The following is a 13,235-nucleotide window of genomic DNA, read 5'->3' as shown; positions in this document are numbered from 1 at the left end:
AAGGCTTTCCGGCGTCGGCCGGAGCCATCCCCCCTTCCGGAGGACGCGTGTCCCATCCCATCGACCTGCAGCGGCGCGGCGCCGTCGCCTGGCTGGCCCTGGCCCGCCCCGAGGTCCACAACGCTTTCGATGCCGGCCTCATCGGCGCGTTGAACACCATGCTCGACGCGCTGGCCGCCGACGCTTCGGTGCGCGCCCTCGTGCTGACGGGCCAAGGCAGCACCTTCTCGGCCGGCGCCGACCTGCACTGGATGCGCGGCATGGCCAAGGCCAGCGAAGCAGAGAACCTGGCCGACTCGCTGGAACTCGCGCGGCTCATGCGCACGCTGAACTTTTTTCCGAAGCCGACGATCGCTCGCGTCAACGGCTCGGCCTACGGCGGCGGCGTCGGGCTCGTGGCCTGCTGCGACATCGCCATCGCCGTCGAAGGCGCGAAGTTCTCGCTGTCGGAAGCCAAGCTCGGTCTCGTGCCGGCGGTGATCTCGCCCTACGTCGTGGCCGCCATCGGTGCACGCCAAGCCCGCAAGCTCTTCCAGACAGCGGAAGTCTTCGAAGCGCCGGAAGCCGCGCGCATCGGGCTTCTGCATCGCTGCGTGCCGGCCGGCGAGCTCGATGACGCCGTCGACCGCGAGCTGCACTGGCTGGGCAAAGGCGGCCCCATCGCGCAGGCGGAAGCGAAGACGCTGGCCCTGCGCATGGGCGGCATGGCCCGCGAGGACGCCGAGCGCATCGACGCGGAGAACGCCAAGCTGATCGCCCGCCTGCGCGTCTCGCCGGAAGGCCAGGAAGGCTTGGGCGCCTTCCTCGACAAGCGCGCGCCGCGCTGGGTGGGCTGAGCCATGAGCGAGCGCCCCTGCCCGGTCATCAACCTCGATGCGCTCACGCCGCGCCTGATCACGGCCCCGCCGGACGAAAGCCCGGAGAAATACCAAGGCGCCATGGTGGCCCCGATCTCGCCCCGCATCGGCGCGCAGAAGCTGGGTTACAACGTGACGATCGTGCCGCCCGGCAAAGCCGCCTTCCCCGCGCACAACCACTACGGCAACGAGGAGATGTTCCTCGTGCTCGAAGGCGAAGGCGAACTGCGCGTCGGCGCCGAGCGCTATCCGCTGCGCGTGGGCGACGTGATCGCCTGCCCCGTCGGCGGGCCGGAAACGGCCCACCAGATCCGCAACACCTCGGCCAGCACGACGCTGCGCTACCTCGCCGTGAGCACGATGATCTCCCCCGACCTCTACCAGTACCCGGACTCCGGCAAGACCGGCGCCTCGCACCATCTCGGCCGCGACGAGCACGGCGTGCCGCAGGCCATCCGGCTGCGCAACCGCGAAGCCGACAACCTCGGCTACTGGGACGGCGAGTGATGTTCCAGACCCTGCTCATCGCCAACCGCGGCGAGATCGCCTGCCGCGTCATCCGCACCGCGCGCAAGCTCGGCATCCGCACCGTCGCCGTCTACTCAGACGCTGACGCCGACGCCCAGCACGTCCGACTCGCGGACGAAGCGCACCGCATCGGCGGCCCGGCGCCCGGCGACAGCTACCTGCGCGGCGACGCCATCCTCGAAGTGGCGAAGAAGACCGGCGCGCAGGCCATCCATCCGGGCTACGGCTTCCTCTCGGAGAACGCCGACTTCGCCGACGCGGTGGCCGCGGCGGGCATCGCCTTCGTCGGCCCCTCGGGCACGTCGATGCGGAAGATGGGCAGCAAGGCCGGCGCCAAGGAACTGATGCACGCGGCCGGCGTGCCGGTGGTGCCGGGCTACACCGGCGCCGACCAGTCACCCGAGCTTCTGCAGCGCGAGGCCGACGCCATCGGCTACCCGCTGATGATCAAGGCCGCGCACGGCGGCGGCGGCAAGGGCATGCGCATCGTGCGCGCTTCGGGTGAGTTCGCCGCGGCGCTGGAGAGCTGCCAGCGCGAGGCGAAGAACGCCTTCGGCCGCGACCGCGTGCTGCTGGAGCGCTATGTCGAGAAGCCGCGCCACATCGAAATCCAGGTGTTCGCCGACGCGCATGGCCACACCCTGCACCTCAACGAACGCGAATGCTCGGCGCAGCGCCGCTACCAGAAGGTGGTCGAGGAATCGCCCTCGCCCTTCCTCAACACCGACCTTCGCGAGGCGATGGGCGCCGCGGCCGTGCAGGCCGCGAGGGCCATCGACTACGTCAACGCCGGCACCGTCGAGTTCATCGTCGGGCAGGACGGCGGCTTCTATTTCATGGAGATCAACACGCGCCTCCAGGTCGAGCACCCGGTGACGGAGCTGGTGACCGGGCTCGATCTCGTCGAGCTGCAGCTGCGCGTCGCCGCTGGGCAAGCCCTGCCCTTCGCGCAGCACGAGGTGCGCCAGCACGGCCACGCCATCGAGCTGCGCCTGTACGCGGAAGACCCGGCGGCCGGCTTCCTGCCGGGCTCCGGCAAGCTGGAACGCCTGCGCCTGCCAGCGCCCTCCGCGCACGTGCGCCTCGATGGCGGCGTGGTGGAAGGCGACACGGTCACGATCTTCTACGACCCGATGATCGCGAAACTCATCGTGTGGGACGAGACGCGACCGCGCGCCCTCGCACGACTGCGCGAAGCGCTGGCGGACTGCGACATCCGCGGGCCGAAGTCGAACGTGGCCTTCCTCGAAGCGCTGGTGCGCCACCCGAGCGTGGTCGAGGGGACCATCGACACCGGCTACCTCGACCGCGCCCTGGGGGAAGTGCTCACCCCGGCCACGCCGCCGCCCGCGCCGATGCTCGCCCTCGCGGCGGCCGCGGTGTTGATGCGCGAGGAACAGTCCACGCGCGAACGCGCGGCGGCCGGCACCGACCCGACCTCGCCCTGGGCCATCGCCGACGGCTGGCGCCTCGGCCACGGCGGTGCGCGACGCCTCGTGCTCGAGGCCGCCGGCGTCCGCCACGTGCTCAGTGCGCGCGGGCACGGCGGCGACTACGTCATCGGGCTCGAAGGCGAGGCTTCGACGATCCGCGTCGACGGCCTGCGGCTCGGTGACGACGGCCGCGCCTCGGCCCGCGTCGACGGCATTGCCGTGCTGGCCCGCGCCCATGTCGATGCGGGCTCCGTGCTGCTGCACGACGGCACGCAGCGCTGGCTTATCGAACGCCTTGGCGCTTACGCCTTCGCCGGCAAGGCAGGCTCAGGTGGTGATGGCACTTTGAAGGCCCCGATGCCGGGCCGCGTGGTGCTGGCCAAGGTGAAACCGGGCGACACCGTGGCCGAAGGCCAGGAGTGCGCGGTGATGGAGGCGATGAAGATGGAGCTGAGCCTGAAGGCGCCGCGCGCGGGCACCGTCAAGGAAGTGCGCGCCGCCGCCGGTGACTTCGTCGAGGCCGACGCCGTGCTGGTGGTGCTGGAATGAGCACGGCCGCCACGGTGACCAACGACGTCGTTCGCATCGTCGAGGTCGGCCCGCGCGATGGCCTGCAGAACGAGAAAGCGCTGGTCGGCACCGCCGACAAGATCGCGCTGATCGAAAAGCTTGCCGCCACGGGCCTCGGCACCGTCGAAGCGACGGCCTTCGTCAGCCCGAAGTGGGTGCCGCAGATGGCCGACGCTGCCGAGGTCTATGCCGGCGTCGCGCAGCGCGAGGGCGTGCGTTACCCGGTGCTGGTGCCGAACCTGCAGGGCTACGAGCGCGCGCGGAGCGTCGGCGTGACCGAGATCGCCATCTTCGGCGCGGCCTCGGAGGCCTTCAGCAAGGCCAACATCAACGCCAGCATCGCCGAATCGCTGGAACGCTTCGCGCCCGTGCTCGAAGCGGCGAAACGCGACGGCGTGGCCGTGCGCGGCTACGTCTCGACGGTGCTCGGCTGCCCCTATCAGGGCGAGGTGCCAGTCGCCGAGGTCGTGCGCGTGGCCAAGGCCCTGCACGCGATGGGCTGCTACGAGATTTCGCTGGGCGACACCATCGGCGTCGGCACGCCGCGCAAGGCGCGCGCCATGCTCGAAGCCGTGGCTGGCGAGGTACCGATCGACGCTCTGGCCGTGCACTTCCACGACACCTACGGGCAGGCCGTCGCCAACGTCGCCGCTTGCCTCGAGGCCGGCGTGCGCGTGGTGGATGCCGCCGTTTCCGGCACCGGCGGCTGCCCCTACGCCAAGGGCGCGAGTGGCAACGTCGCCACCGAAGACATCGTCTACCTCCTCGACGGGATGGGCTTCGCCCACGGCGTCGACCTCGATGCGCTCATCACGACCGGCCGCTGGCTGTCGTCGGTGCTGGGCCGCGATTCCATGAGCAAGGTGAACCGTGCAAAGCAATGAACGACTCCGCGCGGCCGTGGCCTATGCCGGCCGGCGCCCGACGTATGAGCACCCGATCGCATTCCACGCCGGAACGGCGCTGACGATCACGCGCAACGACGACGAGTGGCCCGACTTCCACTGGGGCGTGACGCCCGAGGGCGGCGAAGGCTGGGTGCTACGCCACGCCTTTGAACTTGGCGAGGGCCAATCGCTCGATGCCCTGCCCGCTTCGGCCGTCGCGATCGCCGACTACGACGCCCGCGAACTGGCGCTGACGCCGGGTGAGCGGCTTCTGGTCGGCGACGACCAGGGCGGCTGGCGTTGGTGCTACTCGGCGAAGGGCGATGCCGGCTGGGTGCGCAAGGCCGACCTGAGCCAGATCGAGGACGCGGCGCGCTTCGTGATGCGCCCGATGCGGTCGACCGACGATGCTGCCGTCGCCGACATCATCCGCAGCGTCATGCCGGAGTTCGGCGCCGATGGCCCGGGCTTTGCCATCCACGATGCCGAAGTGGCGGCCATGCATGCGGCCTATGCGCGCTCCGGCGCGGCCTACTTCGTCGTCGAAGTCGCCGGCACCGTGCTGGGCGGCGGCGGCATCGCGCCCCTCGATGGCGTCGAGGGCGTGTGCGAGCTGCGCAAGATGTACTTCAAGCCCGGCCTCCGCGGCCTCGGTGCCGGCACGGCGTTGATCGCCCGCTGCCTGCATGCCGCGCGGCGCCTCGGCTACCGCCAGTGCTATCTCGAGACGCTCACCGGCATGGACGCGGCGCAGGCGCTTTACGAGCGCGCCGGCTTCCAGCGGATCACGCAGGCCATGGGGGCCACCGGCCACTTCGGTTGCAACCGCTTCTACCTGCGGGCGCTCTGAGCCAGCGCCACGCCGCTCAGCCGAAACGCCGGGCCTTCGATTCGATGAAGAAGCTGGTGCGTTTGCGCGGCTGGAGGTAGTCGAAGGCCGCACGCGGCAGGGCCATCGGCTTGATGGCCCGCTGGATCGAGAGCTCCGGATGCTCGGCCAACGGCACGATGAGCGCATCCTCGGGCCGCACGGCCGGGTCGTGGATCAGCACCTTCGGCTTCATCGCGTTGGCGGGGTCGACCGCCACCGACAGTGCGAAGCGGCCGTCGGAGAGGTGCAGCACCGAGCCAGGCGGGTAGATGCCCATCATCCGGACGAAGGCGTTCAGGGCGGCGACGTCGAACTTCTCCTTCGTCTTCCGGTAGACCGCCGCGATCGCGTCATGCGGCGTCAGCGCGTGGATCGGGTTCGGCGGATTGCACAGGTTGTCGTAGTGGTTCACGAGGGCCACCACGCGCGCGGCCGGGTGGATGGCCTCGCCCTTCAGTGCCTGTGGATACCCGCTGCCGTCGCTGGCCTCGTGATGCTGGGCGACGATCGCCGCCGCGGCCTCCCCGAGGCCCATCTTCTCGGCAAGGCTGCGGCTGTGCTCGACGTGGCTCTGGAACATGCGGCGTTCCGTCGGGTTCGGCGAGTCGGCCTTGCCGCGCATGACGTCCGGCAGTTCGATCTTGCCGACGTCATGCAGCAGCGCACCCACGCCGATGGCCTCGATCATCGCGTCGTCGAGGCCCATGGCCCGTCCGAGCAGCACCGAGAGCACCGACACGTTGATGGCATGCAGCGCCGTCTCCTGGCCGGCTTTTTCCGAGAGCAGGCGGATGGCGACGTCCTGTTCCTGCTGCACCGCGCGCACCATGCCGCCGACTTCGACCTCCGCGATGGCGCGCGCCTCCTCGGGCTGGGCGCGGACGTTCTGCAGCACATTGCGGAACGCCTTCGAGACCGCGCTGAAGCGGCGCTCGCAGCGGTCGAGGCTCTGCCGCTGCGCGTCGAGCGCGTCGGTCGGGGGTGCCGTCGCTGGCTCGTCGTCGAAGCCCGACACACGGGCGCCACGCTCGACCGCGCCGCCCTCGATCCGCTCGGGTTCGGCCGCCGCGACGATCTCGATGCCGCCGCCGGCGATGGTCGGGCCGGACACCGCCTCGAAGCCGCCTCCGTCCGCAGGCGCAAGGCCCGGCCGGTCGTCAGGCACCGGCTCGGGCTCGGGCACGGACTCGGGCTCCGGCAAGGGCGCCACCTCGCTGCGCTCCGGCTCGTGCCAGACGTGGCTCACGCCCACCTGGGCGAAGGTGGCGATCTGTGCTTCGCTGCGCAACAGGAAGCCAGTGCCGGGGACGTTCTCCATCGACACCCACAGCCCCACCCGCAGGCGCTCGACCGCGATCCGCTCCATGCCCCCTCCCGACCTCGACGCGATGGCGCCAGTGTGCCCGGGAAGCCCACGGCCGGGCAGCGGGCTCGGTTAAAATCCGGCGTCTTTTCCGGAGCACCCCCATGCATCTGAACCATGTCCGCGCCGTCGTCACCGGCGGCGCCTCCGGCCTCGGCTTCGCCGTGGCGAAATTCCTCGTGGCGAACGGCGGCAAGGTCGCCCTGTTCGACGTCAACGCCGAGCGCGGCGCGGCCGCCGTGGCCGAACTCGGCGCCGGCAACGCGCACTTCTTCCGCACCGACGTCAGCGACGAGGCCGGCGTGGCGGCCAACGTGCAGGCGGCGAAGGACGCGATGGGCGGCCTGAACGCCGCGATCAACTGCGCCGGCATCCTCGGGGCGGGCCGCGTGCTCGGCAAGGAAGGCGCGATGCCGCTTTCGACCTTCGCCACCACGGTGATGGTGAACCTCGTCGGCAGCTTCAACGTGGCCAAGGCCGCGGCGGCGCTGATGCAAGGCAACGAGCCGGGTGAAGACGGCGAGCGCGGCGTCATCGTCAACACCGCGTCTGTCGCGGCCTACGAGGGCCAGATCGGTCAGGCCGCCTACGCGGCCAGCAAGGGCGGCGTGGTCGGCATGACCCTGCCGATGGCCCGCGAATTCGCCCGCATCGGCGTTCGCGTCATGACCATCGCCCCGGGCGTGTTCCACACCCCGATGGTCGATGGCATGCCCGAGGCCGTGTACCAGAGCCTCTGCGCCCAGGTGCCCTACCCGTCGCGCCTCGGCAAGCCGGAGGAGTTCGCGGAAACCGTGGGCTTCATCCTCCAGACCCGCTACCTCAACGGCGAAACCATCCGCATCGATGGCGCCATCCGCATGCAGCCGAAATAAGGGCATCCCATGAAGGCTTTCGAAATCAAGAAGGGGAACGTTGTTGATCACAACGGAACCGTGTACCAGATCCGCGACATCGAGCGCAGCTCTCCGCAGGCGCGCGGCGGCAACGTCACCTTCCGCTTCACGATGTACTCGGTGCCCGGCGGCACCAAGCTGGACCTGTCGCTGCGCTCCGACGACGAACTGAAGGAAGTCGACCTGGTGCGCCGCGCGGCCAGCTTCTCGTACAAGGACGGCGAGGCCTTCGTATTCCTCGACGACGAGGACTACACCCCGTACACGCTGGACCCGGAGGCGATCGGCGAGGCCGCGGGCTACATCACCGACGGCCTCACCGGCTGCTACATCCAGACCATCGACGACGCGCCGGTGGCGCTGCAGCTGCCGGCCACGGTGACGCTGGAAGTGGTCGATACGCCGCCGGAAATGAAGGGCGGCACGGCCACCAAGCGCCCGAAGCCGGCCAAGCTCAGCACCGGTGTCGAGATCATGGTCCCGGAGTACATCAGCAATGGCGAGAAGGTGCTGATCAACACCGCGACGGGCGAGTTCAGCGGCCGCGCCTGAGCCTCAGCGCGCGAGCCAGCGCGCCGCCATCCGCCGGATCGACGGGTCGAGCGACCCGTCGCCGGCGAAGTCCCGGATGGCCCGCCAGGCGAAGGCGCGGGATTCGCTGTTGATCCGGGGCGTCTCGCCGCTGGTGCAGCGCACCACGAAGCGGACGTCCCAGTGCCAGTGTTCCGGCTCCGCGCCGCGGGCCGGGATGCCGTGGCGGTCGAGGTCGAAGATGGCCGGCTCCACCACCAGCCCGGACAGGCCGGTCTCTTCCTCCGCCTCCCGCAGGGCGACGACCGCGAGGTCGATCTCGCCATCCGCATGGCCGCCCGGCTGCAGCCAGCGGTCGAGCTTGGCGTGGTGGAGCAGCAGCGCCCGCTCACCGTCGGCGGACACCACGAAGGCCGAGCCAGTGAAATGCCCCGCGAGGTGCGCGCGGGTGAAGACGTCGGGCGCAAGGGCCGCGAATCCGGCGTAATCGTCCGCCAATGAGCGATGTTCGGGACAGGTCCGCGCATATCGCGCCAGGCTGTCGATGAATTCGGCGATCTTCGGGTCCATCGCACCATTATCGCCGACGTGAAGGGAATGTATTGCCGCCCCGTGACTGCCCCGGGTATGGTTCGCCGTTGCCCGCGTTCCAGGGGAATCGGGCGGCGACACTCCAGCTTGTTCCACACCGCACCACCCAGGGGATCTCGGGATGCTCAACCAATTGTTTGCCATCAAGCCGGTCGACGCGAACGCCTTCGCGAACACTGGCCTCAAGCGCGTGCTCGGCGCACGCCAGCTGTTCCTGCTCGGCATCGGCGCGATCATCGGCGCGGGCATCTTCGTGATGACGGGTACCGCAGCGGCGAACTACGCCGGCCCCGGCGTGATGCTGAGCTTCGTGATGGCCGGCCTCGCCTGCGCCTTCGCCGGCCTCTGCTACGCGGAGTTCGCGGCGATGATGCCGGTGTCCGGCTCGGCCTACTCCTACACCTACAGCACGATGGGCGAGGTCGTGGCCTGGTTCATCGGTTGGAACCTTGTCCTCGAATACCTGTTCGCCGCCTCCACGGTGGCCGTGGGCTGGTCGGGTTACCTCAACAGCTTCCTCTCGACCTTCGGGATGGCCTTCCCCGACGCGCTCTCGCAGGCCCCCTACACCTTCGTCGCCGAGACCAAGAGCTTCGTCAGCACCGGCGCCACGCTGAACCTGCCGGCCGTTCTGATCGTGGCGGCCATCAGCGCGCTCTGCTACCGCGGCATCACCCAGAGCGCCTGGGTGAACGCGCTGATCGTGTTCATCAAGGTCACCGTGATCGTGCTGTTCCTGGGCTTCGCCTTCCAGTTCATCAACCCTGAGAACTGGAACGCCTGCACGGCCGTCGCCAAGAGCGGCGGCCTGCTCAGCGCCGAACTCGCGGCCAAGCTGGTCGCGGCCTGCGCCACCGACCCGAGCGCGATCGCCATGATCCCGCCGACCGTCGAAACCGCCGGCCACGCCCAGTACGGCATGGATGGCGTGATCCGCGGCGCCGCCGTGGTGTTCTTCGCCTACATCGGCTTCGACGCCGTCTCGACCGCCGCCGGCGAAGCCAAGAACCCGCAGCGCGACATGCCGATCGGCATCCTCGGTTCGCTGGTGTTCTGCACCATCCTGTACATCGCGATGGCCGCCACGATGACGGGCCTGCTGCCCTTCACCGAGCTGGGCACCTCGAAGCCGATCGCCACGGCGATGCAGGCTTACCCGCAGCTGGAGTGGCTGAAGCACATCGTCGAGATCGGCGCCATCGCCGGCCTGAGCTCGGTGATCCTCGTCATGCTCATGGGCCAGCCGCGCATCTTCTACGCGATGGCGCAGGACGGCCTGCTGCCCAAGGCCTTCGAGAAGGTGCACCCGCAGTACGGCACGCCCTACGTCGGCACCATCATCGTGGGCATCTTCGCGGCCGTGATGGCCGGCTTCCTGCCGCTGAGCTTCCTCGGCGACCTCGTCTCGATGGGCACCCTGCTCGCCTTCGCCACCGTCTCGGCCGGCGTCCTGATCCTGCGCTACACCCGTCCGGAACTGGCCCGCCCGTTCCGCGTGTGGGGCGTGTGGCTGGTGGTGCCGATCGCCGTGATCTCGTGCCTGTACCTGTTCATCCAGCCGTTCGCCGACCATTGGCAGGTGATGACGGGCTGGACCGTGCTCGGCTTCCTGATCTACTTCTTCTACGGCTTCCGCAACAGCAAGCTGCGCAAGGCCTGACGGAGCAGCCCCGCGATGACTGACGCTCGCAAGATCGGGCCGGTGTTGGCCACCTTCGTGGTGGCCAACAACATGATCGGCTCGGGGTTCTTCCTGCTGCCGGCCACGCTGGCGACGCAGGGCGGCGTGACCGCCCTGAGCTGGCTGGCCTGCACGGTCATCGCGGCCTTCCTCGGCGGGGCGTTCTCGCGCCTCGCCCGCGATTACCCCAACCTCGAATCGCCGGACGACTACGTGCGTCCGGCGCTCGGCCGCGACATGGGCTTCCTCGCCACCGCGCTGTACTGGCTGAGCTCGTGGATCGGCAACAACGCCATCGCCGTCGCGGCCTTCGGCTACCTCGTCACCCTGCTGCCGCTCGACGGCGGCAACTCGACGGTGCAGCTGTTCGGCCAGCTGGTGCTGATCTGGACGATGTTCGCCATCAACCTGTTCGGTCCGCGTGGCGTGGCCCGCTTCCAGTCGATGTGCGTGATCTTCGGCCTGCTGCCGGTCGCCGCGGTGCTGCTGGGCGGCTGGGGCCGCTTCGACGGCGAACTGTTCCTGTCGGCCTGGAATACCAGCGGCGAAGCCTGGAACGTCGGCGACAACGGCGTACCGAACCCGCAGTCCGACCTGGCGCTGATGTTCTCGGCCCTCGCCCCGGTGTTCTGGGCCTTCGTCGGGCTGGAGACCGGCGCGATGGTCGCCGGCATCGTCCGCGATCCGGAGAAGAACGTGCCGCGCGCGACGCTGGCCGGCATCGGCATCGCCGGCACGGTGTACCTCGTCTCGTCCGTGCTGGTGATGGGCATCGTGCCTGCGCAGGAACTCGCTGCGTCGAGCGCCCCGTTCGCCCTAGTGGCCGGACAGATCTTCGGTGCCTGGGCGGTACCGATGATCGCCGCCGCCGCCGCGCTGAAGGCCACCGGCACGCTCGGCGGCTGGATGCTCGTCTCTGGTGAATCCGGTGCGCGTGCCGCGCAGCGCGGCTACCTGCCGCGGATCTTCGGTGTGCTGCGCCCGAACGGCGCCGCGGGCTGGGGCCTGTTCGCCGTGGCCGTCGGCATGAGCGCCATCGCCTTCATCACCATCAGCGACACGGTGGCGTCGCAGTTCGGCGACATCGTCGGCATGGTCGTACTGCTGGTGGTCCTCGCCTATGCGGCAGCGGGCCTGAGCCTGCTGCTGGGAACGCCCGCGCGGCGTCCTTCCAGCGGTGACCGCCTGCTCGGCATCGGCGCGCTCATCGCCTGCGCCCTGCTGATCGTCTCCTCGCCGCTGAAGATGGTGGCCGGTGCGGCACTGATCGCCCTGCTGGCCTGGGGCGGTTTCCGCCTGTTCGGATCGCGAACCGCGCCGACGCCCTGATCGGCCGGCGGCAACGCCAGCCCACGACGACGGCGCGGTTCTCCGCGCCGTTTTCGTTTTCCGTCTCCGCCCGTGAGACGTCACGCGCCTAGAATGGCGGCGTATGGACGACGCATCGATGAACCTCGGGATCCCGGCCACCCTGCTGGCCCTGCTCGTGGCCGCCTGCGCGGTGGCGATCGGGCAGTGGCGCCGCCGCCGGGCACTGGAAGAGCGCGCGACGCAGCTGGAGGCACAGATCGGCGAGCAGCAATCGCGCATCGACGGCCTGTTGCGCGATGCGGCCCGCCTGCCGGACATGGAGCGGCGCGTGGCGGAAGCCGAGTCCTCGCTGCGCGGCCTGCGCGACGAGCTGACCGCCACCACCGCGCGCGAGGCCGGCGCCCTCGCGCAGCTCGACGCCGCCCGCGAGGCGCAGGCGAAAGCAGAACGCAACGCCGAAGAGACCCGCGGCCGGATGGACGCGGCGCAGCTTGAAGCGAGGACGCTGTCGTCGTCGCTGGCGGCGGCGGCGGCGGAACGCGACGCCGCGATCTCCTCGCGCGAGCAGGCCAAGGCCTTCCTCGAGGACGCGCAGGCCAAGCTCAGTAGCGCCTTCATCGAAGTGGCCAGCAAGGTGTTCGACGAAAAGGCCGTGGCCCTGGACCGCAAGATCGGCGATTCCGCGGTCGCCTCGAAAGTGGGCCTCGAGTCCGCGCTCACGCCGTTCGCGACGAAACTCAACGAGTTCCAGGCCGAGCTGCGGAAGCTGGGCACCGACCAGACCGCAACGGTGCACACGCTGCGCGGCTCCATCGAGCAGCTGCAGCAGCTCAATCAGCGGATGGCGACCTCGACCGACGACCTCGCGCGCGCACTGAAGGGCAACGCGAAGACGCGCGGCGACTGGGGCGAGATGATCCTCGACACCGTGCTGAAGGCTTCGGGCCTCGAGGAAGGCCGCAATTACGTCAAGCAGAACAGCGCGCGCGACGAGGACAGTGGCAGCCTGCTGCGCCCCGACGTGCTGGTGCACCTCCCGGACGACCGTCAGGTGGTCGTCGACGCCAAGGTGAACCTCGTCGCCTGGGCGGAGGCCTGCAACGCCGACACGCCTGCAGCGCACCAGGAGGCCCTGGCGCGACACACCACCGCGCTGCGCGGCCACATGCGCGACCTCGCCGAAAAGAACTACCCGAAGGCGATGGGCGGAAAGTCGCTCGACCTCACCGTGATGTTCGTGCCGATCGAAGGGGCGCTGGCCGCCGCACTCGAATTCAATCCGGGCCTGCAAGCCGAGGCCTTCGAGCGCAAGGTGGTGTTCGTCTCACCGAACACGCTGATGGCGATGCTGCGTGTCGTCGAACGGCTGTGGACGCGCGACAAGCTGCAGCGCCAGGTCGGCATCATCGGCGACGAGGCCGGCAAGCTGCTCGACGCGCTCTCGTCCTTCATTGCGGACTTCGACGAGATCGAAGCCAAGCTCGATGCCGGCCAGAAGGCGTTCAAGACGGCGCGGAACCGCCTGTCGGAGTCGCCGCAATCGGTCGTCGCGCGCGCCCGTCGCCTTGTCGAGGCCGGCGCCAAAGGCAAGCGACCGCTCCACGAGGACCTCTTGCCGGTGGCCGGCGCAGACCCCGGCGCGTTGCCGCTGCTCGACAGCCCGCCGGACGCCTCCTGAGGGGCGAGATCCCCGGGGAACCCCGTCCGCCACGGCGG

Annotated in this window: 12 protein-coding genes; 10 read left to right on the top strand and 2 right to left on the bottom strand. The window is 69.8% G+C overall.

Going from position 1 to position 13,235, the window contains the following annotated elements; translation table 11 throughout:
* Nucleotides 1-47: 47 nt before the first annotated feature.
* The 5 genes from ACIQ6S_RS00780 to ACIQ6S_RS00760 are packed head-to-tail and all read left to right on the top strand — an operon-like array spanning nt 48 to nt 5,125.
* Nucleotides 48-836: an enoyl-CoA hydratase-related protein gene (locus ACIQ6S_RS00780; RefSeq protein WP_397606671.1), complete on the top strand. Its 789-nt coding sequence runs from the start codon at nt 48-50 to the stop codon at nt 834-836.
* A 3-nt stretch (nt 837-839) separates the two neighbouring features.
* Nucleotides 840-1,364: a cupin domain-containing protein gene (locus ACIQ6S_RS00775; RefSeq protein WP_397572515.1), complete on the top strand. Its 525-nt coding sequence runs from the start codon at nt 840-842 to the stop codon at nt 1,362-1,364.
* The gene (locus tag ACIQ6S_RS00770) at nt 1,364-3,367 is read left to right on the top strand and encodes a biotin carboxylase N-terminal domain-containing protein (RefSeq protein ID WP_397606670.1); all 2,004 of its coding nucleotides are present in this window, start codon (nt 1,364-1,366) and stop codon (nt 3,365-3,367) included. The genes ACIQ6S_RS00775 and ACIQ6S_RS00770 overlap by 1 nt, the downstream gene beginning before the upstream one ends.
* Nucleotides 3,364-4,272 (top strand): hydroxymethylglutaryl-CoA lyase, encoded by a 909-nt coding sequence (locus ACIQ6S_RS00765; protein WP_397606669.1) that lies wholly within the window; start codon nt 3,364-3,366, stop codon nt 4,270-4,272. Before ACIQ6S_RS00770 ends, ACIQ6S_RS00765 begins: the two co-directional genes overlap by 4 nt.
* Entirely contained in the window at nt 4,259-5,125 is an 867-nt protein-coding gene (locus ACIQ6S_RS00760; protein WP_397606668.1) for a GNAT family N-acetyltransferase, read from the top strand. The genes ACIQ6S_RS00765 and ACIQ6S_RS00760 overlap by 14 nt, the downstream gene beginning before the upstream one ends.
* Before the next feature lie 16 nt (nt 5,126-5,141).
* Here the strand turns inward: ACIQ6S_RS00760 and ACIQ6S_RS00755 are convergent, their stop codons facing one another.
* Nucleotides 5,142-6,512 (bottom strand): HD-GYP domain-containing protein, encoded by a 1,371-nt coding sequence (locus ACIQ6S_RS00755; protein WP_397606667.1) that lies wholly within the window; start codon nt 6,510-6,512, stop codon nt 5,142-5,144.
* A 101-nt stretch (nt 6,513-6,613) separates the two neighbouring features.
* Here ACIQ6S_RS00755 and ACIQ6S_RS00750 point away from each other — a divergent pair, with 101 nt between their 5' ends.
* Together ACIQ6S_RS00750 and yeiP are read left to right on the top strand one after the other, a co-directional pair.
* The gene (locus ACIQ6S_RS00750) at nt 6,614-7,384 is read left to right on the top strand and encodes an SDR family NAD(P)-dependent oxidoreductase (RefSeq protein ID WP_397606666.1); all 771 of its coding nucleotides are present in this window, start codon (nt 6,614-6,616) and stop codon (nt 7,382-7,384) included.
* Nucleotides 7,385-7,393: 9 nt separating this feature from the next.
* Nucleotides 7,394-7,957 (top strand): elongation factor P-like protein YeiP, encoded by a 564-nt coding sequence (gene yeiP / locus ACIQ6S_RS00745; protein WP_397606665.1) that lies wholly within the window; start codon nt 7,394-7,396, stop codon nt 7,955-7,957.
* Between the two features lie 3 nt (nt 7,958-7,960).
* Here yeiP and ACIQ6S_RS00740 read toward each other — a convergent pair whose 3' ends face one another.
* Entirely contained in the window at nt 7,961-8,506 is a 546-nt protein-coding gene (locus ACIQ6S_RS00740) for an NUDIX hydrolase (RefSeq protein WP_397606664.1), read from the bottom strand.
* 142 nt (nt 8,507-8,648) lie between these two features.
* Between ACIQ6S_RS00740 and ACIQ6S_RS00735 the strand changes: the two genes are divergently transcribed.
* The 3 genes from ACIQ6S_RS00735 to rmuC all read left to right on the top strand — a co-directional run bounded on the left by ACIQ6S_RS00735 (nt 8,649) and on the right by rmuC (nt 13,197).
* Nucleotides 8,649-10,187: an amino acid permease gene (locus ACIQ6S_RS00735; RefSeq protein WP_397606663.1), complete on the top strand. Its 1,539-nt coding sequence runs from the start codon at nt 8,649-8,651 to the stop codon at nt 10,185-10,187.
* A gap of 15 nt (nt 10,188-10,202) precedes the next feature.
* Nucleotides 10,203-11,537, top strand: coding sequence for an amino acid permease (locus ACIQ6S_RS00730; protein ID WP_397606662.1), 1,335 nt, complete (start codon nt 10,203-10,205; stop codon nt 11,535-11,537).
* 118 nt (nt 11,538-11,655) lie between these two features.
* On the top strand, nt 11,656-13,197 hold the full coding sequence (gene rmuC, locus ACIQ6S_RS00725; RefSeq protein ID WP_397606661.1) for a DNA recombination protein RmuC: 1,542 nt from the start codon (nt 11,656-11,658) through the stop codon (nt 13,195-13,197).
* Nucleotides 13,198-13,235 lie beyond the last annotated feature (38 nt).

The organism is Silanimonas sp. (genome assembly GCF_044377035.1).
Lineage (GTDB): Bacteria > Pseudomonadota > Gammaproteobacteria > Xanthomonadales > Xanthomonadaceae > Silanimonas.
Note: the sequence above shows the minus strand (reverse complement) of the source record. Positions and strands in the feature narration are given on the sequence as shown.